20 protein-coding genes, 1 pseudogene and 2 riboswitches are annotated in these 21,575 nt (G+C 48.2%); of the genes and pseudogenes, 4 read left to right on the plus strand and 17 right to left on the minus strand.

Features of this window, described 5'->3' with window-relative positions; translation table 11 throughout:
- Positions 1-206 precede the first annotated feature (206 nt).
- Entirely contained in the window at positions 207-710 is a 504-nt protein-coding gene (locus tag L7E55_RS13795; protein WP_277444892.1) for a molybdopterin dinucleotide binding domain-containing protein, read from the minus strand.
- A gap of 186 nt (positions 711-896) precedes the next feature.
- Between L7E55_RS13795 and L7E55_RS13800 the strand changes: the two genes are divergently transcribed.
- On the plus strand, positions 897-1,229 hold the full coding sequence (locus L7E55_RS13800; protein WP_277444875.1) for a helix-turn-helix domain-containing protein: 333 nt from the start codon (positions 897-899) through the stop codon (positions 1,227-1,229).
- A gap of 11 nt (positions 1,230-1,240) precedes the next feature.
- On the opposite strand, the gene L7E55_RS13805 is transcribed toward L7E55_RS13800, so the two are convergent.
- The 4 genes from L7E55_RS13805 to L7E55_RS13820 form a co-directional block, all read right to left on the minus strand.
- Complete coding sequence (locus L7E55_RS13805) at positions 1,241-1,837, minus strand: GTP 3',8-cyclase MoaA (RefSeq protein ID WP_277444876.1); 597 nt, start codon at positions 1,835-1,837, stop codon at positions 1,241-1,243.
- Positions 1,838-1,958: 121 nt separating this feature from the next.
- Positions 1,959-2,801 (minus strand): methyl-accepting chemotaxis protein, encoded by an 843-nt coding sequence (locus L7E55_RS13810; RefSeq protein WP_277444893.1) that lies wholly within the window; start codon positions 2,799-2,801, stop codon positions 1,959-1,961.
- Positions 2,802-2,983: 182 nt separating this feature from the next.
- The gene (locus L7E55_RS13815; RefSeq protein ID WP_277444877.1) at positions 2,984-5,038 is read right to left on the minus strand and encodes a molybdopterin-containing oxidoreductase family protein; all 2,055 of its coding nucleotides are present in this window, start codon (positions 5,036-5,038) and stop codon (positions 2,984-2,986) included.
- A gap of 211 nt (positions 5,039-5,249) precedes the next feature.
- Positions 5,250-6,830, minus strand: a complete 1,581-nt coding sequence (locus tag L7E55_RS13820) for a benzoate-CoA ligase family protein (protein ID WP_277444878.1) — start codon at positions 6,828-6,830, stop codon at positions 5,250-5,252.
- Positions 6,831-7,778: 948 nt separating this feature from the next.
- Here L7E55_RS13820 and L7E55_RS17770 point away from each other — a divergent pair.
- Positions 7,779-7,919 (plus strand): annotated as a pseudogene (locus tag L7E55_RS17770) (CBS domain-containing protein); the annotation flags it as partial.
- Between the two features lie 42 nt (positions 7,920-7,961).
- Here the strand turns inward: L7E55_RS17770 and L7E55_RS13825 are convergent.
- Positions 7,962-8,183 carry a hypothetical protein gene (locus L7E55_RS13825; RefSeq protein WP_277444896.1) on the minus strand — a complete coding sequence of 74 codons (222 nt, stop codon included), beginning with the start codon at positions 8,181-8,183 and terminating at the stop codon, positions 7,962-7,964.
- Here L7E55_RS13825 and L7E55_RS13830 point away from each other — a divergent pair.
- On the plus strand, positions 8,103-9,164 hold the full coding sequence (locus L7E55_RS13830) for a sigma-54 interaction domain-containing protein (RefSeq protein ID WP_277444894.1): 1,062 nt from the start codon (positions 8,103-8,105) through the stop codon (positions 9,162-9,164). The genes L7E55_RS13825 and L7E55_RS13830 overlap by 81 nt on opposite strands.
- A gap of 86 nt (positions 9,165-9,250) precedes the next feature.
- Here L7E55_RS13830 and L7E55_RS13835 read toward each other — a convergent pair whose 3' ends face one another.
- From L7E55_RS13835 to L7E55_RS13880, 10 genes are all read right to left on the minus strand, one after another.
- Complete coding sequence (locus tag L7E55_RS13835; RefSeq protein ID WP_277444879.1) at positions 9,251-10,696, minus strand: nickel-dependent hydrogenase large subunit; 1,446 nt, start codon at positions 10,694-10,696, stop codon at positions 9,251-9,253.
- A gap of 38 nt (positions 10,697-10,734) precedes the next feature.
- Positions 10,735-11,727, minus strand: coding sequence for a hydrogenase small subunit (locus L7E55_RS13840; protein ID WP_277444880.1), 993 nt, complete (start codon positions 11,725-11,727; stop codon positions 10,735-10,737).
- A 179-nt stretch (positions 11,728-11,906) separates the two neighbouring features.
- A riboswitch (molybdenum cofactor riboswitch) is annotated at positions 11,907-12,023 on the minus strand.
- A 44-nt stretch (positions 12,024-12,067) separates the two neighbouring features.
- Positions 12,068-12,553 (minus strand): HyaD/HybD family hydrogenase maturation endopeptidase, encoded by a 486-nt coding sequence (locus L7E55_RS13845; RefSeq protein WP_277444881.1) that lies wholly within the window; start codon positions 12,551-12,553, stop codon positions 12,068-12,070.
- A gap of 19 nt (positions 12,554-12,572) precedes the next feature.
- The gene (gene hypE / locus L7E55_RS13850) at positions 12,573-13,592 is read right to left on the minus strand and encodes a hydrogenase expression/formation protein HypE (protein WP_277444882.1); all 1,020 of its coding nucleotides are present in this window, start codon (positions 13,590-13,592) and stop codon (positions 12,573-12,575) included.
- Between the two features lie 4 nt (positions 13,593-13,596).
- Complete coding sequence (gene hypD, locus L7E55_RS13855; protein WP_277444883.1) at positions 13,597-14,730, minus strand: hydrogenase formation protein HypD; 1,134 nt, start codon at positions 14,728-14,730, stop codon at positions 13,597-13,599.
- Positions 14,720-14,947 (minus strand): HypC/HybG/HupF family hydrogenase formation chaperone, encoded by a 228-nt coding sequence (locus L7E55_RS13860; RefSeq protein WP_277444884.1) that lies wholly within the window; start codon positions 14,945-14,947, stop codon positions 14,720-14,722. Before L7E55_RS13860 ends, hypD begins: the two co-directional genes overlap by 11 nt.
- Complete coding sequence (hypF, locus tag L7E55_RS13865; protein WP_277444885.1) at positions 14,938-17,265, minus strand: carbamoyltransferase HypF; 2,328 nt, start codon at positions 17,263-17,265, stop codon at positions 14,938-14,940. The genes L7E55_RS13860 and hypF overlap by 10 nt, the downstream gene beginning before the upstream one ends.
- A 144-nt stretch (positions 17,266-17,409) precedes the next feature.
- The gene (locus L7E55_RS13870; RefSeq protein WP_277444886.1) at positions 17,410-18,168 is read right to left on the minus strand and encodes a P-loop NTPase; all 759 of its coding nucleotides are present in this window, start codon (positions 18,166-18,168) and stop codon (positions 17,410-17,412) included.
- The gene (gene hypA / locus L7E55_RS13875; protein ID WP_277444887.1) at positions 18,138-18,551 is read right to left on the minus strand and encodes a hydrogenase nickel incorporation protein HypA; all 414 of its coding nucleotides are present in this window, start codon (positions 18,549-18,551) and stop codon (positions 18,138-18,140) included. The genes L7E55_RS13870 and hypA overlap by 31 nt, the downstream gene beginning before the upstream one ends.
- A gap of 96 nt (positions 18,552-18,647) precedes the next feature.
- Complete coding sequence (locus tag L7E55_RS13880; RefSeq protein ID WP_277444895.1) at positions 18,648-19,490, minus strand: ABC transporter substrate-binding protein; 843 nt, start codon at positions 19,488-19,490, stop codon at positions 18,648-18,650.
- 214 nt (positions 19,491-19,704) lie between these two features.
- Positions 19,705-19,821, minus strand: a riboswitch (molybdenum cofactor riboswitch).
- A gap of 134 nt (positions 19,822-19,955) precedes the next feature.
- Here L7E55_RS13880 and L7E55_RS13885 point away from each other — a divergent pair.
- A complete protein-coding gene (locus L7E55_RS13885) occupies positions 19,956-20,669 on the plus strand; it encodes an LSm family protein (protein ID WP_277444888.1) in 714 nt (237 codons plus the stop codon).
- A gap of 77 nt (positions 20,670-20,746) precedes the next feature.
- On the opposite strand, the gene L7E55_RS13890 is transcribed toward L7E55_RS13885, so the two are convergent.
- Positions 20,747-21,262 carry a DUF3231 family protein gene (locus L7E55_RS13890; RefSeq protein WP_277444889.1) on the minus strand — a complete coding sequence of 172 codons (516 nt, stop codon included), beginning with the start codon at positions 21,260-21,262 and terminating at the stop codon, positions 20,747-20,749.
- Positions 21,263-21,575: the final 313 nt, after the last annotated feature.

A 21,575-nucleotide genomic window follows, 5' to 3' on the forward strand; every position in this document is an offset into this window, starting at 1 on the left:
TTGTAGAAATTATTTTAAAAACGCTTTATCAATAAAGTTAAGATTGACCTGAGATTAAACAAACATATGCCATCACATGTAACTATAAACATTTACGCCTGTATAGTATTAATTCAGGTGTCCGGTAATTATACAGCGTATGATTGTCGGACACCTGCCTAATTCTAAAGCATAAAATAAGTTGCTTTTTTCCAAGTACAATGTTTTTATATCGCCTCTACCTTACATAACAAGGCTTTGAAGTCGGGGTAACCGGTAATTGGATCACGCACTTCCATATCGGTCAGGAGATTAACGTTAGCTTGGGACCACCCGTGTGGAACAGCTACTATTCCCGGCATTAACCTTGGCTGCTCCTTAACCCGCATGTTTATACTGCCATTGCGGGTGGACAGCCGGATCCGTTCCCCGTCCTTTACTCCGTAACGGCTGCAGGTCGACGGGTGGATTTCAGCAAACGGCTCCGGTTCAAGAGTTCTGAGTTTCGGCACATGCCGCATTTGTGTATGCGTAAATGCTTTCCTCCTGGCCCCGCTAATCAATATTAACGGATACTCCTTAGCTAGTTCGGGAGTGCTTACCGGACTCTGCGCCGGCTCCACATATTTCGGCAGCGGATCGTAGCCGGCATCTTCCAGGGTCTTGGAATATATTTCGATCTTGCCGCTGGGCGTGAGGATCTTTTTATTCTTGTACAATCCCACACGCATAGCATGCAATCGCTTAGCACAGTTCTGCTTTCCACTTTACGCCACCCCTTACATTACAGGATCTATACAATAATTGTAAATGAATATAATTCATAAGCCAATTCTTAATTGCATTAAATTCATTAAAGGGAATTTGTAGTGAGGATATGATATAATATACAGAAGCCATCACTAGGAGGAATAACGTTGGATATCGGCAATAAAATAGCCTTTCTTAGAGAGCAAGCGGGATTGACGGGATCAGCCCTTGCTTCAAAGGTCGGTCTTAACCAGTCCCAGATCTGCAAGATCGAGAAAGGTGTCTGCAACCCTTCAATAAGCACCTTGCGCAAAATATGCGACGCCCTTGGTATTTCATTGCCCCAATTTTTTAACGGTGAGAGTCTGGAGGAAATGCCTCTTCATTTGCAGCGTCTGTTAGCGCAAGCCAAGAAACTATCCCCCGAGGAGGTTCAACAGCTCAGCAACCTTCTCGAAGTCATGTTGGCCAAGAAAGAAGTAAAAAAGGAAGATATCTAGTGGCGTGTTGATCATCCGCCAATCTGCGACATCACCCGGTTGTCCTGCCAACCATCAAGCATGTGGTGCCGATCTGCTTTTAAGCTTACCGCTTTCTTGATTAGAACGGCTATTTCTTTGATGCCCGCGCCATTGCGCAATGGAGCCTTTAAGTCTATCTCGCAGCTGTCATACAGGCATGGTCTCAAACTTCCCGTTGAGGTTAGCCGCAGGCGGTTGCAACTGCTGCAAAAATGGTCGCTCATTGATGTGATGAAGCCGACGGTACCCTGGGCGCCTTCAAGCCGGTAGTATTTTGCCGGGCCGCTGCCTGCGGGTATCTTCGCCGGGATCAGTTGCCCCAGCTTATTTTTGATTTTGGAGATGCGCCTTACCAGGTTCTCCAACCCCTTGCGCACAAGAGGTTCCCCCCCGGTCAGGCGCACCTTTTTCACGCCGATTGAAGCAGCCGCCCCAACAACGGTCCCGATTTCTTCAAAGCGCAGGATTTCTTTGTGATCAACAAACTTTACGCCTTCCGGCGGCATGCAGTAAACACAGCGCAAATTGCACCGGTCAATGACGGAAATCCGCAAGTAATTTATCTCCCGCTGGTAGTTGTCCTGCATTACACGATCACCTTCTCGCTTATATGTCAAAATCATTTCTTGTCAACTAGTCGACCATAATGCTTGCAGGTAACCTACCTTCCTCGTCCGCTTCGGAAACAGCCCATCCTAAGCACACGATTCAAACAACCTTTGCGATTTCTTCAAGCTTTTTTGCCGAAGCAGCCAGTTCCAGCAAGCCGGCGGAAATTTCTTCGGTGGCCGCGGACTGTTCCTCGCTCTGAGCCGCGGAATCAACAACTCTTTCAGCCATTTTTGATATGTTATCATTAATCATGGCAAGGATTTCCCTGATTTCCTTGACAGCTTGGGCACTTTTTACCGACAGTTTACGAATCTCCTCGGCTACCACCGAAAAACCCCGGCCGTGATCCCCGGCTCTGGCCGCCTCTATAGCGGCGTTAAGGCCCAAGAGGTTTGAGGTGTCAGCCACCTCATGAATAAAGCCCAAAATCATGTCGGTCTTCTTCACCTGTTCCAACACTTCCTTGCCAAGACTATCAAGCTCTCCTTGATTGCTTGCCAACTGTTGAGCAGAAGAAGCAAGTTCCTCAACCGAAGCGGAAGTCTGTTGCGTTGAAGACGCCACCAACTGGGCCACGTTCTGCAGTTTCTCCTGATTCTTCAAACTGACGCCCAAACCCACCACTCCAACTATATTACCCCTGCTGTCTCTTAACGGCATGGCTCTGGATTTAAAAGAAACACCGTAAACTTCTTTCGGCACAATAGTATCGACGACCTCACCTGTAGTGATGGCTTTATACAAACCACTGCCCTGAACAACTGGTTTTCCGTCAGCATGCAAATTAATATCCTTTCCCGGAAGGTAAAGAATATGTTTCTCCCTATCCGCTATACCAATAGTACAGTCCAGTGGAATCATTTCCTGGATCAGCGGAGCGCTTTTACAAATAGATTGCAATATATCTTCTTCCTTATTAATAACAGAAGTTTCTTCCATAAGGGACAACTTATTAACCTCCTTGCCAAACTCGTGAACAGGTTGACGCACAGTTCTTTGAATTTACAGGCGAGGCTGCAACCTTACGGTTACCCCCTCGCCTGATGTTTAACCTGTGATGCTAATATCTACTTTCGTTTGAACTCCCTGTACCAGTTTCTCTAAATAATCAGTTAGAGAATTTATACAGCCTCAACCTTGCACTGCAGAACCTTGAAGTCGGGGTAACCGGTAACGGGGTCACGTACTTCCATATCGGTCAGCAGGTTGACGTTAGCATCTCCAGCCCAGCCATGCGGCACAGAAACGACGCCCGGCATCAGCCTCGGCTCTTCCTTAACACGCAGTTTGATGCTGCCGTTGCGGGTGGACAGCTTGACGCGCTCACCGTCTTTAACTCCAGCACGGGCGGCGGTCGCCGGGTGCATTTCAACAAACGGCTCCGGCTCAAGGGCCCTGAGATGCGGGACATGCCGCATCTGGGTGTGGGTAAACGCCTGCCGCCGGGCTCCGCTGATCATAATAAGCGGATACTCTTTGGCCAGTTCGGGGGTGCTGATCGGGCTTTGCGCCGGCTCCACGTATTTCGGCAGCGGGTCTAGGCCGGCATCCTCCATGGTCTTGGAATATATTTCAATCTTGCCGCTCGGGGTAAGGATCTTCTTCTTCTCATAGGCGTAGTAGTCCTGCTTGTTAAAATACTTGCCCATTGGATCTGCTTTTAACTCTTCGCCGATACCGCTTGGTGCCAGCAGGTGATCCATCACTTCTTCATCTGTATTCCATGGGAAGTACTCTCCCAGTCCCAGGCGGCGCGCCAGTTGGGTCCAGATCCACCAGTCGGGCTTGGACTCCCCTACCGGTTCGACAACCTTGTGGTGGTACATCGCAAAGGGTTCACCGTGCACTACGCCATGGACGTAGGAAATAGCATCCTTCTCCATGAAGGTGCAGGCAGGTAAAACTAAGTCAGCCATTTCAGCGGTTTCGGTCATGAAGAGGTCGATTGCCATCATGAAGTCCATGGACTTAAAGGCCTCAATGAACTTGTTCGCTTCCGGGAAGGAAACCACCGGGTTGGCTGCGGCGACTATGGCGCCCCGGACTGGATAAGGCTTGCTCTCCAGGGCTGCCTGCGGGAACAGGGTGGCAATGCCGTAAGGAGATACCCGTCCCCAGAAAGAGTAAAACAGCGGGTATTGATCAGCGCCAATCGGCTTGATGTCCATCGGCAGGCGCAGGTCGGTCATGCGAAGGAAGGGAATGGTAACCCAGGTACCCGGCTTATCGACGTTGCCGGTAATAATCTGCAGGATGGACAAGAGCCTAGACAGCTGAAAACCGTTGACGTGCTGGTCCAAGGTATTGATCCCCTGCACGATGCAGGCGGGCTTGGTTTGGGCAAAAATACGGGCTGTCGCCTTGATGTCACTTGCGGACACCCAGGTTATCTCTGACGCCCACTCCGGCGTATACTGCTGGACGTGCGCTTTCAGCTCTTCAAAGCCGATGGTATAGCCTTCGACAAACTCTTTGTCGTAAAGGCCTTCATTAATAATCACGTTGAGCATGGCCAGTCCAAGCGCTCCGTCAGTGCCGGGCCGGATCGCCAGGTGCAGCCCCAGTTCGGCCAACTCGGTCCGCTTGGGGTCAATGGTAATCAGGTCAAGAACTCTCTTTTTTGCTTTATCCCTGATCATTTCAGCCAGTATGCCCTTGGAGCCGTCCGGGTTATGACCCCAGAGAACGATGCAGCGGGCATCGGGCGGGTAGTCCATCGGGTACCGCCCGAAGGTCATCTGACGGGCCATGATCCGGGCGCGGTAACATACGTTTTCCACTGACAGCAGGTTGGGGGTGCCGTAGGCCGACTTGAACCTCTGCGCAAACCCTGCCACTTCAATATTTTCCACGCCCATTGAACCGCAGAAAATAGCCAGTGATTTGGCGCCATACTGCTCTTTGATTTTACCCAGCTTCTCGGCGGCATAGTCCAGCGCTTCTTCCCAGCTAAGCCGCTCCCAGGTGTTGTTCACCCGGCGCATGGGATATTTAATGCGGTCCGGCGAATATACAAATTCAGGGAGATATTCTCCCCGGGGGCAGATATACCCTTTGCTTACCGGGTGCTCAGGCAATCCCTCCACCTTTACCATCTTACCGTCTTCCAGCGTAACTTTAATGCCACAGTCCCAGACACATGACATGCAGTCGCTTATCACAGTTTTTCTTTCCACTTTACTTCCACTCCTTAAAACATCTTATATCAATTTAGCGCACATAAGGAGCGCTTAGGTCGTATACAGGATATTCTTAAATCACCGTCCTGTTCGGTTAAGGCTGGCGCGGGCATTTACGCCCGCGCTCTCAATATCGTATCTTTAGCTTAATCTAGTGCCTATCCAAACCATTAAGTCCTTGCCAACTATTACACTTTGTTTTTCCAAATTAATTAACGCCCTCGATTTTCACTCTCTCACGCAGTTTATACCGTTGGATTTTACCGGTGGCGGTACGCGGCAGTTCCGTAACAAATTTGATCCAGCGCGGGAACTTGTAGTGGGCAATATTCTTGCGCACGAAGTCCTGAATGTCTTTAACAAGCTCAGGAGATCCCTCACAACCCTCTTTAAGAACCACATAAGCCATTGGTTTAACCAACTCATCCGTGTCGGCTGCCGGGACAACACCACACTCAGCCACTGCCGGGTGGTGCAGAATCGCATCTTCGACTTCAATTGGTGATACCCAGATACCGCCGGCTTTCAACATATCATCAGCGCGACCGACACCGAAGTAATAGCCTTCTTCATCTTGATAGAACTTATCTCCGGTAATAAACCACTCGCCAATAAAGCATTCCTTGTTCTTCTGGTGCTTGTTCCAGTAACATTGTGCCGTACCTTCAGCTTTAAGCCACAGGTTGCCGGCTTCTCCCCTGGGCACTTCGTTTCCTTCTTCGTCACACAGCTTGCCCTCATAGCCGGAGAGCAGGTTGCCAAGGCTGCCGGGCTTAACCGAACCAGGCACGCAGGAAAGATAAATCGCTCCCACGTCACTTGAGCCGAGGCCGTCGAGGATTTCAATACCGAACAATTCTTTCCAGCGATCAAATATTACCCTGGGCAGGGCTTCCCCGGCAGAAACACACGCTCTAACCGAAGAAAAGTCATAGTCGACACCCTTAACCCCTTTATCCATGAGAGCCAGCAAGGCCATATAGGAACTCGGCACTCCGTAATAGATGGTGGGCCGGTATTTTCTGACCACTTCGATCAAAGCGTCCGGCTTCGGCATGCCCGGGAACAGGACCACAGCACCGCCGCTTAACAATACGGTATCAAACGAGTTATTGCGGCCATAGGAGAAATACATCTTGGAAAGCGAGAACGAAATGTCATCTGGAGTCGCTTTTACTACTTCATCACAGTGGGCAGTCAAATACATGAGGTCGTGCTGCAGGTGCACAATACCCTTCGGCTGGCCGGTGGTGCCGGAACTGTAAAGCCAAAAACCCGGATCGTCCTTATTGGTGTCAGCGGCTTCCAGGTCAGGGGATGCTTCTTTACAAATCTCACTGAAGCTTAACAGTCCTGGAACCGCATTACCGATTACGATCATGTGCTTCAAATACTTGAATTGATCCTTTACTTCCATAAATAACGGCAGCACGCTCTCGTGAACGATCGCTGCTTTGGCGCGGCTGTCGTTTACGTAGTAAAGATAATCTTGCGCTATAGCCATGGTGCTAAGGAGAACCGGCACTATTCCCGTCCTCATTGTGCCTAGGAAACTATAGAAAAATTCCGGCATATCAGGCATGCAGAGCAACACACGGTTTTCCCTCTCAATACCTAAATTAAGCAGGGCATTACCAAGACGGTTAGCTCTTTCCGCAACTTCGGCGTAGGTGATCTTTTCATCTTCATAGTAAATACAAACATTGTTTCCGCGGCCCTCTTTTAAGTGCCTGTCCATAAGGTAAGTGGTAATGTTAAACTCGGCGGGTATCTCTGGCATACGAAGCATCCTTTTTCCTCCTTTTTAATAAAGTGCTTTATTTATTGTGAATTTGTTCACTATTGATATTGCCAAATTATATTCTAATTTCTTTTATGGAAAATTAATTGACAACCTGCCTGGCGACCCTAGATAATTCATGCCATATTTCTCTAAATATTTCTCCATACCCCCCTCTTTTAAACACACATATAACACCATCACCCCACTTAGCAAGTCAATATAAGGAGCACAGGACGGGATGATTTTATATCCCCGCCCTATGCGCTGCTTCCGTCAGGGCGACTCCAGGTTCAACTTTGACTCGATTAAATTATTCACAGTTCTCAGTTGAATCTTATTCATTGCTATTTTCCCACTTTGTCAAATTACCCCTTATCCCTTACCAGAACGCTTAAGGCCTCTTTTCCAAATAACACAACACAGTTTATTAAAGCAATTTTTATGCCATAAAAACCAGGCCAATTGTTGATTAACATTATCCCTTACCAATTGAACGGCTTGACTCTCAACAGGTTATTAGTGCAATTTTTATGCCATAAACGATCCTTCACTAAATTCCAGAAAATAATTTGCATATAGCTTTTTACTAGCAATAACGCCATGCCGTTCCGAAGAGTGCAGCATCCCTTACGGCTGAAATCTGCAAAAGCATAGCTGAGGCATTTGTCCATTTAACATACGGTGTATAATTATCGGACAAAAAATTTAATGTTTAAGAAGGAATATATCAATCCACGTAGAAGATATATGTAAAACCCCACTTATATGAAGCCCCGCTCATCAATGTGAAAAAAATTCCTCTTTTCCAATAAAGGCTTGGACTTTCGAAGACACAGTTTGCTATCCTGTATGTAAAACTGTTTATTTTTTGTCCTGAAAACATACACTGTATGATTTAAGGACAAACACAATCTAAAGGCGCGAGGTGGTAGCTAAATGCTGGCAAAAGATATTATGGTACCCACCACTGTAAGTCTTGAGCCCCACAGTAAAATGCGTGAAGCTATTAGTATTCTCCGGGACACAAGGCTTGGCGCAATTCCCATAGTTGACTCAAGCAACAGGCTCATAGGGATGTTTACAAGGTCAAATTTATTTGATTGCTTACTAAATGGTGTAAGCATTGACACTGAGTTATCAGGCCATTTCATCACGGACGTTATTTATTTTAAAGAAGATAAGCGGTTTAATAATCTTTCCGAACTTAATCAATGGTTGCGCAAAGTACCTATCGGTCAAACGCCTGTCGTTGATCTTCAGGAACACCCCATAGGTTTCATGACCCGGGATATTATCGTCTGTTTTTTGCTTGACCACATTGAAAAATATTACCGGGATAAGCCCAAAGAGGATTCCCAAAAAATAAACTCTTCACATATAACCAGACATGAAGAACTTTACAAAATAAACGGCACTAAATATAATATAGATTCGATCATTGGCAAGAGCAACGACATGGAGAAACTTAAAAGATTAGCTTTAATGGCGGCACAGACTGCCTCTACTATTCTTATTACCGGAGGTTGCGGGACGGGGAAAGAATTGTTTGCGCAGGCCATTCACAATGCCAGCAGCCGGTGGTATCAACCATTTATTAATATAAACTGCGCGGCCATACCGGCTGAACTAGCCGAATCAGAGCTATTCGGTTATGAAGGAGGAGCTTTTACCGGCGCAAGTAAACATGGTAAGCCGGGTAAGTTTGAATTAGCAGATAGAAGCACTATCTTTTTAGATGAAATTGGAGATATGCCCCTGCCGCTTCAAAGCAAACTGCTACGCATTATTCAAGAAAAAGAGGTTATGCGGGTAGGAGGATTGCATCCTAAAAAAATTGACGTTCGAATCATTGCCGCCACGAATCAAGATCTCCAAAAACTCTATTATGAGGGTAAATTCAGGCAAGATTTATATTATAGATTAAAGGTTATATCGTTAAATATTCCGCCGCTGAGTACTCACTCTGAGGACATTCCCATTTTAGTTAATTATTTTATTGACATATACAGCAAAGCAAACAATAAACAGATTAAAGGCATTTCCAAAGAAGCAATGAATTATTTACTAAGTTATGATTGGCCAGGCAATATTAGAGAATTGGGAAATGTTATAGAGAGGGCTATATTGTTCTGCAAAGAGAAAATAATAAGACTGGAAGATTTGGGCGTTAGTAACAATAATAGTAATATTGAAAGCGGGGCAGATATTTTTTCACTATCGGGTATTGAAAGAGATACCATTCTTAAAGCTTTGCAAGCCACAAATGGGAACAAATCTCAAACAGCAAAAATATTGGGTATCAGCCGGTCAACTTTATATAAAAAGTTGGAGTTACTATGAAGTAACTCCAATGCGGCTCATGTTCATTGAAAAAGGCGTATGGAAAAACCAGACGCCTTTTTCATCACTCATACCTTATTACTATTTTATATTCTAAAGCTTTTTACTTCTTTTGAAACGCCTTTCACTTCCAGAACATGCACAGCACAGGCAATGCAGGGGTCAAAGGCGCGGACTATGCGCACCAACTCAATCGGATTGTCCGGGTCTTTGACCGGGGCGCCTACCAAAGCCTCTTCTATCGGACCGCGTTGCCCCTTGTCATCCCTGGGACCACCATTCCAGGTAGTCGGCACAACTGCCTGGTAATTATCAATCTTGTGGTCTTTAATGGTAATCCAGTGTCCCAGAGCGCCGCGCGGAGCCTCGTGCAATCCTACGCCAGATCCTTCTTTAGGTATGTTAAACGGCGCGAAGGTCGGCTGTCCGGGCACCAGTTGATCCAACCACTCGGGCATGGCGTGGGCAACCTGGGTGGCTTCCAAAGCGCGCGCGAAATGCCGTCCAAGAACCGAAAATCCCTTGTCTCCCAAACCAATAACGTCTTTTTGCTTATTTACAATCTGGCGGGCCAATGGTCCCACCTCATACGGCGTTCCTTCATAACGAGGCGCCTTTAACCAGGAGTACGCGCCCTTCTTTCCGGGAGCCGGTTCGGTTACTCCTTCTCCAGGATATTTTCCAGTTCCATCTTTGAACCAGGAATATTTTACCTCTTCAGTTATTTTAGTCTTGTCAAGCGGTAAAAACTGACCGTTGATATAGCGGCCACGCTTAAACAACTGTTTTTGCCCGTCCGGATCGTCTTCATCGGTCAGTTTGATGCCGCCATAAGCCAGCATGTTTTTACAGCCTGTCCCGATGCTGAACCCGTCATCGCCATAAATCTTCGCCACCGCGAGCACATCCGGGATATACACGTCATCCACAAAAGAGGTTATTTCACGCAGGTACTGTCTGAACTGGGCGATTTTTTCGGCCGTCACGACTTCAGTCACTCCGCCCGCGGTAAACACTGTGACGTGAGGCATTTTTGCCCCAAAGATAGCCAGCATCTCTTGCGCTTTTTTACGGATGTCCAAAGCCTTGATATAATGCTGCACCGCCAGGTCGTTAATATCTTGAGGCAAGCGGTAATCGCCTTCATAACGCGGGATAAAGGGCGCCGTTTCAGGCCCCTTGACATAATCCAAAGCCGCCAGGTGGTAAAAATGCAGCACATGGGATTGCAAATAATTTGCCCCTTGGATTAAATTGCGGACGATCCTGCCGTTTGTCGGCGGCTTCACGCCAAAAGCGTCATCAAGACACAGCATCGAGGCCGTGCCGTGGGCAATCGGACAAACTCCGCAAATCCGCTGCATAATATGACAGGCATCGCGAGGATCGCGCCCTTTTAAAATTAATTCCAAGCCCCTGAATAAAGTCCCGCTTGATTTGGCGTCAATAACTTTTCCGCCATCTACTTCCACTTCAATCTTCAGGTGTCCTTCAATCCGGGTTACCGGATCAATAATAATTTGTTGTGCCACTTTATATTTTTCACCCCTATCAACTAGAATTACTTTAACTAACTAGTTTTCTTCTTTTCCGGAAACTCTATTTTCAGGTTAGGCACAACCGGTGCGTAAGTAACCTTTTCTTTGTTGGTCAGGGGATACACGCCATAGAAAGGCGCGCTTTGGTCAGGAAAAGTAGGTTCTGAACAAGCCTGACAAGGAGCCCCGGCCTTTATGCACCAGTTCACATTATTGTTCCAGCCCCGCTTATAGCAGTCCGAGGTGGCCACAAAACCCTTGCAGCCCAAATAAGCCAGACACCCTTCATCACCAATATACTGGGCGAATTTGCCAACATCAAAATACTGCCGCCGGAAACAATTATCGTGAATCGGTTCAGGATAGAACATCTTGGGGCGCCCAAACTTGTCCAATTCCGGAATTTGGCCGTATTTCAACACGTAAACAACCGTGCCCAGGAAATGGTCGGGATGCATCGGACATAAGGAAAGATTAATGACAGGTTTATCTTTAACCACCTGATTTACACCCACCACCCCGGTAGGATTGGGCGCCGCGGCGGGTATGCCGCCGAACGAGGCGCAATTGCCGGCTGCAATCACGGCGCTGGCTGCCTTGCCAAGGGTAGTCACGGCTGACAGCATGGTTAATTCTTTATTATTTTTTTCCGCGATGGTGCAGTAAGCCCCTTTCTCCTTGGTGGGAATGCCGCCTTCAATTACCAGGATAAACTGATTATTTAATTTTGACGCCGCTTCCTCCAATACTTCCGCGCAAAGATGACCTGACCCGGCCATAACATTAGGATGATACCTTAAGCTGATAACGTCGAGAAGCACCTTTTCAATCGCCGGTTCGACACTGTTTAGCAACGAAATAGAGCACCCCGTGCAACTGGCGCCTTGCAACCAGATTACCGGAGGTTTGCCGTCAGCCGCAAAAGCCAGAGTTTCTTCGAGATCGGGCCCCAGCAAAGTGATTAGACTTGCTCCGGCTGCCGAAGTCATGCAGAGCTTAATAAATTCACGCCGTGTTAAACCCAAATCTTACTCCCTCCTTAATATGGTAATAATAACTCTTAGAAATGGGATTTACGCACCCCCCGCCCAAAGATGGTAATAATGTCTTTATCCAATAGAATATAATAAAAACTTTGCCTTCCTGAAAAAAGGGCAAAGTTCTCGTGCTTATAAATGATCGTCCTTGCTCATTTATAAACATGACATCTAAACTGTGCTCTCCTTTCCACGATGGGAGGCGTACCGGTTTCCCGGTATACCCGCCGGTCAGGCATCCATACCACAGGCTAAGGTCACCTGGCTCGGAGAATAAGCTATAGATTAAGCTGTATTTTTATTTCGATAAAAAAGTTTATTTTCCTTTTTATTTATAAAAAAATTTTATCGCCTGATTAATTTCCTTTTTTATTGAATTTATCAGAGAAGGCAAGGCTTTGTTGACTGCATGGGAAAGTTGATCATTAAATGTAATTTCCCCTGGTTGGATACCGTAAATGATTGTTGGCGGCAACTTTCCCAGCTGATTCGCTATATGTAACACCTCTTGCAGATTCAAATCATGTAAGGAGATAATTTGATCAGAAGAGTCAAAGGCTATTTCCTCAGCAGGTATGCGAAATATAGCGCCCGGCTCCTCACCGGCTTCCAGGCAGTCGATAATAACGGCATAGCCGGCGTCTTCCAGCCAATACAGCAAGTCAATACCCGCCGTCCCGCCGTCCACTATTTTTACGCAGGCGGGGAATGAATCTTTTTTCAGCTCGTTAATCGCGTGAATGCCTGCTCCATCATCACCGAGCAGTAAATTGCCCACACCTATTACAACAACCCTTTTTTCCTCCCCGGGCATAAAACACAACCCTTCCCCATTAACAGATACGCGGCAGGGGCGCGCCCGCCATCATATTTAGCTGTCTGGCGCCTCCCAGCGCGGTCCGCAAATAGACATTTCCTTTTCCAGCCTGAATATCGCCGATCTGGCAGGCATACTCCGCCGACCAATCTTCTCTCAGATATCTCAAGAGCTCACCTGCCTCTTCCGCCGCCACGACTATGAGAAACTTACCCTCGTTAGCCAGGTAGAGGGGATCCAGCCCCAGTAGTTCCGTAATCCCTTTAACACTGTCCTCCACCGGCAAGGCTGCTTCATCCAGCCAGAAATCCACTCCGGAAGACATGGCAATTTCTTTCGCGTTGGTCGCCAGGCCCCCCCTGGTTAAATCGCGCATCAGCTTAATCCCTTTAAACCTTTTAAGAATTTCTGTAGTCATAATGCTTAGAGGGGCGCAGTCGCTGATAATCTGGCTGTCCAGGCCAAGCGCCTCCCGCTGCAGTAAAATAGCTAGGCCGTGATTGCCCAGGCAGCCGTTAACCAGCACCTTGTCGCCGGGCTCCAGTCGCTGGTAGCCCAAGTTAGCCCCGGGCAGCAAGTAACCAACTCCGGTAGTCGTAATATATACCTTGTCCGCCTGACCACGGCCCACGACTTTAGTGTCTCCGGCGATTATTTGCACGCCGGCTACACGGCAGGTGTTCGCCATGGAGGCGATTATTTTCTCCAAATCGGCGAATGGAAAACCTTCTTCAATAACAAAAGATGCAGTCAGGTAAAGCGGTTGCGCCCCGCTTACCGCCAAATCGTTAATTGTGCCGCAAACAGCCAGCTTGCCGATGTCGCCGCCCGGGAAAAAGACCGGATCCACCACAAACGCGTCGGTGCTGATCGCCATCCGTCCCGGCTCCGAGGAAAAAACAGCCGCGTCAGTTAAACTGTCGAGCAAGTCATTTTTGAAATACCGTAAGAAAAAATCCTGCAAGAGTTGATGGGTAAGCAGTCCCCCGTCTCCGTGGGACAGCAAAACGATGTCCTTGTCTTTTTCTTCAGCCATTTCCTCACCCCCCTATATTTCCTCTAGACCCCGTCTTGGACCACTCGTATTGATAATAAGCGGCGCACGCTCCTTCTGTGGAAACCATGCAAGGACCCACCGGCTGTAAAGGAGTGCATTTCCTGGCGAATAACGGGCAGTCGGACGAGACTATTTTCCCCTTCAGGACATCGCCGCAGGCACAGCCCCTGGGCGGCGGGGATTCTGAAACTTCAACCGGGAACTTTACGGCCGCGTCATATAAAGAAAACCTTTCTTGCAGCGCCAGACCGCTTTGCGGAACCATGCCGAAACCGCGCCACTGAACATCTACCGGCTTAAAATATTCTTTCATGATTTCTTTCGCTTTATTATTCCCTTCTTCCCGGACCAAGCGCGGGTAGCCGTTGACAGTTTCAGCCCGGCCGCTCACGATCTGCTTCAGCAACAAATAAGCCGCCTCCATCAGGTCGACCGGCTCAAATCCGGCAACAACAGCCGGCACATTAAACTTGGTTGAGACAAAATCGAAGGCCTTTCTCCCCGTTACCGTACAAACATGCCCCGGCAGAATCAACCCGTCAATTTTTAATTCCGGATCACTCAGCAAAATTTCCAGAACAGTGGGAACCGTTTTGTGAAACGATAAGACCGAGTAGTTTTTCAGATCCCGGCTTCTAGCCGCGGCAACGCTTAACGCGACGGCGGGCGCGGTAGTTTCGAAGCCGACCCCCAGGAAAACCACTTCATCCCGGGGATGTCCGGCGGCAAAGGTCACCGCCTCCGCCGGCGAATAAAATATTTCCACCCGCGCGCCGCGAGCCCGCTCCTGTTCAAGTGAGGAGTTTGTCCCCGGCACCCGCAGCATGTCCCCGAAAGTGCCGATAACCAGGTCATGTCTGGCGGCGGCAAGGGCGATAACTTTGTCTATGTCTCCCTGATCAGTGACACAAACCGGACAGCCCGGCCCGCTTCTCAGTTCCAGGCTGCCGGCCAGCAAGCTTCTCAAACCGCTCCTGGCAATCGCCATGGTATGCGTGCCGCAAACCTCCATAAATATAGCCGGCCGTCCCAACAGGCGGGCGGCTTCCCGGGCCAGGGGAACCAGCTTGGACAGAATTCTTTTGCCCAGCTCCGGGTCGCGCAGTTTATTGAGCATGCAATATCTCCTCCCATAGCTCCAGGGAGACTCGAGCATCCTCCATGTCGATTTTCCCAATCGCGTAGCCCGCGTGCACCATCAGATAATCCCCCGGAACGAGGTCCTCGTCAATTAAAGCGATACCCACTTTCTTACGCACGCCAAAGCTCTCCACCACCGCCCAACTCTCCGCCTGATTTACTTCCACCACTTTGCCCGGTATGCCTAAACACATCTTTTCCGCCACCTCCAGTGCGCAATCATGGCTTGCCCTAAGGCTATTCCGCCGTCATTGGCCGGCACCTGCCGGTGATACAACACTTCAAACCCGCGAGCGCTGAAATATTGTTTCGCGGTCCGGAACAGATACTGATTTTGCCACGTTCCGCCGCTCAAAGCTACCTTTTTTATGCCGGTAGCGCCGGATACCCGCTCAACCGCCTCACCGACCATACTCACCAGGGTCCGGTGAAACCTGGCGGATATCGACTGCACCGGCACTCCGGCCATTTTATCATCTATTATCGCCGCCAGCATCTGACCCGGCCAAATTATTCCTTCTCTTGTTTCGTAAGGGTAAGTTTGCATATCATCATTACCCGCTGTTTCCTGAATGGCTTCCCCCAACTCCACGGCCGCCTGTCCCTCATAGGTGTTTTCCCGGCATATGCCCAAAAGGGCGGATACGGCGTCAAAAAGCCGGCCGCAACCCGAGGATAGCGGTGAATTAAACCCGCCGGCCACCATTCTTTCAATAACATCAAGATTCTTCTCCGGAAAAATTAAACCGGCGGATCTTTTCCCTTCTTCGCCCAGAAAAGCCAGCAGGTAAGCCACCGCCGTGCGCCAAGGCTGGCGGATGGCCGCTTCGCCGCCGGGCAGGGGGACATAGGCCAAGTGAAACCGGCGTTGAAAATCATCATAGTTCCCGGTTAGAATCTCAAACCCCCACAGGTTGCCGTCCGTACCGTAGCCGGTACCGTCAAGAATCGCCCCGATCACTTCTTCGTTACCCAGGCCGTTTTCAGCCAGGCAACTGGCCAGATGGGCATGGTGGTGCTGCACCTCAAAATAAGCCCGCGCCGGAATTTGGCGGGCCACCCTGGCGGAAGCGTAGCCCGGATGAGCGTCATACGCCACAACTTCGGGGATCGCGTCAGTTAACTTTCGCAAATTGAAAAAGCTGGTTAAAAGATTTTCCTCTCCTTCCAGACTGTCAATCTCCCCAATATACTGGCTCATAAAGGCCTGATTTTTCTTGAGCAGGCAAAAGTTGTTCTTCATCTCCCCGCCGATCCCCAGAATGACCGGCTCATCCTCCCCGCGGGGCACCAGCACAGGATGCGGGACATAGCCCCGGGAGCGGCGGTAGATATGGGGTTCCCCGTCAACAACCTGGATCAGGGAATCATCGCAGCGGTTGACTATTTCCCTGTTGTGCTGGAGGAAGTAATCAGCGATGCCGCCAAGTTCGCCCGCCGCCCGGCTGTTATCTTTAACCAGGGGCAGGTTGCTGTAATTCCCGCTGGTCATTACCAGCATATCTAAAGGCCCGCTAAACAAGAGCAGGTGCAAAGGCGTGTACGGCAACATTACTCCCAAGGTTTTTAAACCGGGCGCGAGTTCTTCCGGCAAGCCCTCATTCAGCCTTGTCTGCAAGTGTTTTCTTAATATGATGATCGGCGCCAGGGGGGAAATTAATAATTCTTTCTCCTTTTCCCCGGCCACGCAGTACTTTTGAACGGTCTCCAGGTCCCGGCACATCACGGCAAAAGGCTTGGCGTCCCTCCCTTTGCGCCGGCGCAAAGCCTTCACAGCCTCTTTGTTCTTCGCGTCACAGGTCAGGTGATAGCCGCCGAGTCCCTTTAAAGCAAGAATTTTTCCATCTTGCAAGATGTTCCAGCAGGTTTCCAGCCAGTTTTCCTTCCCGGCCACATTTCTCCCGGCACTGTCAAGCACTTCCACATGCGGCCCGCAAACCGGGCAGGCTGTCGGCTGCGCGTGAAACCTTCGGTCCGCCGGGTCATGATACTCCCGGGCGCACTGGTCGCACATACAGAAAGAAGCCATGGAAGTTTTCGGCCGGTCATAGGGGATCTCATTAATAATAGTAAAGCGCGGGCCGCAATTTGTACAGTTGGTAAATGGATACTGATAATGCCGGTCTTTCCTGTCAATAATCTCTTTGGCGCAATCCGCGCATATGGCCACATCCGGAGGTACTAGCGCTTCTTTTTCATCACCCGGGTCGCTGGCTAAAATAACAAAAGAAGTATAGCCGGCCGGCGGCATCTTGCTTAACTGGTAGTCGCTGATTCTGGAAAGTTGAGGCGGGTTGTTTTTTAATTCACTTAAGAAACCGGCGACGTTGTTTTCTTCAGCCTCCGCCTCGATCACCACTCCCCGGCTGGAATTTAACACGCTGCCTTTGACCCCCCAGACTTGCGCGAGGTTATAAACAAAGGGGCGGAAACCCACCCCTTGCACAACGCCTTTGATCACGATACGGTAGCGTGAAACGGTCTTGCCACCCGGTTGAACCTGTCGTGTCACTGCCGCCAATCCTCCAAATCTACCCGAAAAGCATAATTTCCCAAACAATAAGATAGTATGTTGCGCTAGTAAAGTAAGCGCCATGCCATATTGAGCAAACTTATACTTTTAGGATTATTAATGATGTTCAGCTCGGTTCAATATTTATTGGATCAAGTCAGCTTTCACTATTCTTTCCAACTTAGCGGCAAAATCCGTTTTTAGCAATTCACGCGGGTCTCCAAGAGCATCTTCGAGGTTATCATCAAACAATATTGAGCCGAGAAAGGGAACCTTGCAGCTACTCAACTCTTCCTTTACGGTAGAGTGTTCTTTTCGCCGCATGTTTTCAAGCACACCGGCGACAGGGACCCCAAGCTCTTTTAATACCTGCAGCTCTTTTTTCGCCACTGCCAAGGCTACCCGCGACTGGGTGGTGACAACAAGAAACTCTACTCTTTTAATCAAACGAATAATGTCCAGGGCCGGATCACCAGTACCGGGCGGCATGTCGATTATTAAAAAATCCAATTCATTCCACCTGGTTATCGCGAGCATTTCAATAATCGCGTTGGAAACCTCGCCACCCCGCAATGGGACAGGATTATAGCCGGCAAAATAAGTGATCGACATAAACCTGACGCCTAGAACTTCCGGCGGGATAATTCCTTTGTCCTCTTCCGGAAAAACTCCTTCAATGCCCAGGATCACATGGTCGGAAGGCCCGCAGAAATCCAAATCCAGCAGGCCGGTCCGAAAACCCTGTTTTGTTAAGATCAACGCCAGGGTGGAAGCAGTCAAGCTCTTGCCGATACCCCCCTTGCCTCCTGATACGGCAATTATTCTTTGGACATTTTCAAACCTTTTATCGATGATGTTTAGCCTGGGGTCCATTACCTCTCCCCTTTGATATAATCTATCCAAACCCCGCGCCCCTTGGCAATTTCAAAATCAGGACTGCCGCAGCGGGGGCACCTTATATAAATATGCGCAACTTCCGGGATAAAGTGGATTGCCTCCGATTCCTCTTCCGGCAACTTGCCGGCGGCCTCCCGAAAATTCCACTCATTCCGGCAAACTTTGCATTTTAAAGTACTCTCATCTATTTCAATATCTATCCTGTTCATATCCAGCGGTATGCTGGACAATGGCAGGACATTTTCCAGGGCAAACTTAAATATATCCAGATCTATCTGCTGCAATTCACCCACTTTGACTTTGACCATGGTTATATCTTTAAGCCTTTCTTTATCAGCCTCTTCATTAACAGTAAATACTATTGATTCCGCCAGCGCCCATTCATGCACTTTAACACACCCTTGTAATTGCGTTTACGTTAAATCATATTATAACCTGTAGGGCTGTATCCGTAAAGGATACAGCCCTTTTTCCCAAAAAAACTATTACTTGCCCAGATCCTGTTCATTTTTCCCCGCGTCAGGGAAGAACAACGGCTCACCGTATTTATCTTTGCCAAACTCCCCGATTAGTTTTTGGGTATCCGGATTAATCATAAAATCAACAAACGCCTTAGCGCCGTCTTTATTAACCTTGCTGAATTTCTCCGGATTGACCTGCATTACATGGTAAATATTCAGGAGCGACTTGTCGCCCTGCGCCAGTATATCCAGTTTGAGATTCTTTTGTTGCGCCAGGTAAGTTCCTCTGTCAGTCAAGGTATACCCCTGTTTCTCATTGGCGATGTTTAAAGTCGCGCCCATACCTGTGCCGCTCTGCTGATACCAGCTGCCTTCCGGCTTAATTCCGGTGCTAGTCCAAATTTCTTTTTCTTTCTTGTTGGTTCCCGAATCATCGCCGCGGGATACAAAGATGCTCTTTGTACCGGCTATTTTTTTGAATGCATCGACGGCATTGCTTCCTTTAATGCCTGCCGGGTCGCCGGCGGGACCGACGATGATAAAGTCGTTGTGCATGACCAGTTTGTAGTTTATACCCACACCACTGTCAACAAGTTTCACTTCATCTTTCGGCGCGTGGACCAGAAGAACATCTGCTTCCCCTTTTTCACCCATAGTCAGAGCCTGTCCGGTTCCGACAGCAATAGTCTTTACCTTATACCCGGTTTTCTGCTCGAACACCGGAACTAACGTGTCAAGCAGCCCGGTATCCTGAGTGCTGGTTGTGGTGGCTAAAATCATATCTTTATTTTGAACCTGCGCGGCTTGTTGTTGTGCCGGTTGGCTGCCGCATCCCTGCAATACACCCAAAACAAAAATTAAAAGCATTACCAGCAACGGAGCAACAAATTTTTTTGTCTTCACACAAATCTCCCCTTTTAATTATTAATTTTGCTAAGGTTTATTCCGCGACTGCGATATTCCGCCCTCCCTTCACTCAAATTCGAAAAAAAGCTTGACCATTCTACACAACATACGAGCGTAAAAACCATGATTTTAAAAAAATAAAACTTTGTCCCATGTTGAAGGAACAAAGCGGAAATAAATAGAGCCCTCTTCTCCTTTCCACAATGGGAGGTGCATTCGTTTCCAAACGCGCCCTGACGGCCAGGCACCCATACTTGGGCTTAGGTTGTCTGGCTCGGAGATATTTTTTTAAAAACAAATAAGTTAATTCGCCCATTATTGCCAGATTCCTGCTACAAACTGTTAATACATATTAACAAATTAAATCATCGCAACATAAACATACATTGTAGGATGAAATATCCATGGAAAGGAGTGAATTCAAAATTGTTAGAGAGACTTCAAGCCAATAAAGGCAAAAAAATTGTTCTTGAACTATCCAACGGAAGAATACTTAATGGCACTGTAATAGCAACCGACCAGAAATGTGTACGTCTTGAAACCGATAGTGGCGTTGGGACCATCCCTGTTGATAGAGTCCAAATTATCTGGGAACCGGTAAAACGTTCTCTGACCGAAGAAAATATGGAGGTATTGGCACAAAAGTTTCGGGATAGCTATAATGATCCCATGGGGCAACAGGGAAGCGATCCACAAGCAGAAATTGCCTGTACCGGCTTTCCGGCTTTCACCTGCAGTCAGAGTTATATCTGCAGGCCACCGGATCTCTGTTCGTTTTCATTTGCCTGTCCGGGTAGATACGTTCCCGGTCCCCCCTCAACTGGCGGTGGATGCCCGATATTCCTCTGCGGCCCATTTCAGTTCGGGCAGCCTTGCGGACCTTTCCAATTCGGCTGCAGACCATTCACATTCGCATGCGGACCCTTCCAGTTCGGGCAACCTTGCAGACCATTCACATTCGCATGCGGACCCTTCCAATTCGGCGGTTCACAGTGCGGCACACTAGGCGGCTTCGCCTGCCCGGGTCAGCAGTTTATTGGTTTAGTGGGATCTCCAGGAGACGCGGGAGCACCGGTGAAGCCACCAGGCATGGTATCCGAAATAGCTCAGGAGACCCATATGCCACCTATGGATTTCTAAATTTAGTTCTATTGTTTATTAAAGAGCCTCCGGGCTCTTTTTATATTAAGCTGCTATTTAATGCTAAAAATAATCCCCTAGTGTTTCAGTTCAGTCAGCTCGCTCCGGTCGATGGCACGGGGCGGTTCTTCAAACCAACCGTTTTCTATCATGATATTCAAACTGTCCTCGGCAAAACTAGCTGCTTCTGCAATAATACGGGTGTATTTTGCGGCAAGGTCATGTCTCATACTTCCGCCATTGATGAGGCATAATTCCCGTATCAGAATATTTTCTTTCTTTAAGGTTGAGCCAAATGATTCAATAAATTTGTCAGCCATATTAATACCGCGGACCATAATGGAACGCACCTTCTCCGAACTGGCTACCTGTTTAAAACCTGTCAGCAAGTACTTGCCTATGATATTATTAAACAGATTAAAGTAGAGGTGTTCTACTTCCCGCGCCAGTAGAGGACGACGTTCTCCCAAAAAACCGGTTAAGAATGACTGATTTTTTACAAAATCTTTTACGCTTGCGGTAATTATATAAGGTAGCCGGATGGCGAGACCTTTAGCCAACATTATATCCGTGCATTTATCCCAGTAGCGCATGGTTGAAATACAGCACTGGTGATAAAAGGCGCGGATGGCAGGCCGGGTGGACGCGGTAAGAGCTATACAATGATACTTTTTTAATTTACAATATTTTTAGTATGTCATACTTACATTATGTTTATTTAATAAAATCACGAAATTCAGCTAATGGCTGGAATTCCTGCATTTAGGCGCGTTATATACCCGGGTCTTTGACACTTGCGACCTATATAGAAATCTCTACAAGCCTTGAAAATAGGGCTTTTTTTATTGGAAAAATGTCAAATTCCCTCCGATAAATAGTGCGTAATTTTGCGTAATGTGTTATAAT

It is taken from the genome of Pelotomaculum isophthalicicum JI (assembly GCF_029478095.1).
Taxonomy (GTDB): domain Bacteria; phylum Bacillota; class Desulfotomaculia; order Desulfotomaculales; family Pelotomaculaceae; genus Pelotomaculum_D; species Pelotomaculum_D isophthalicicum.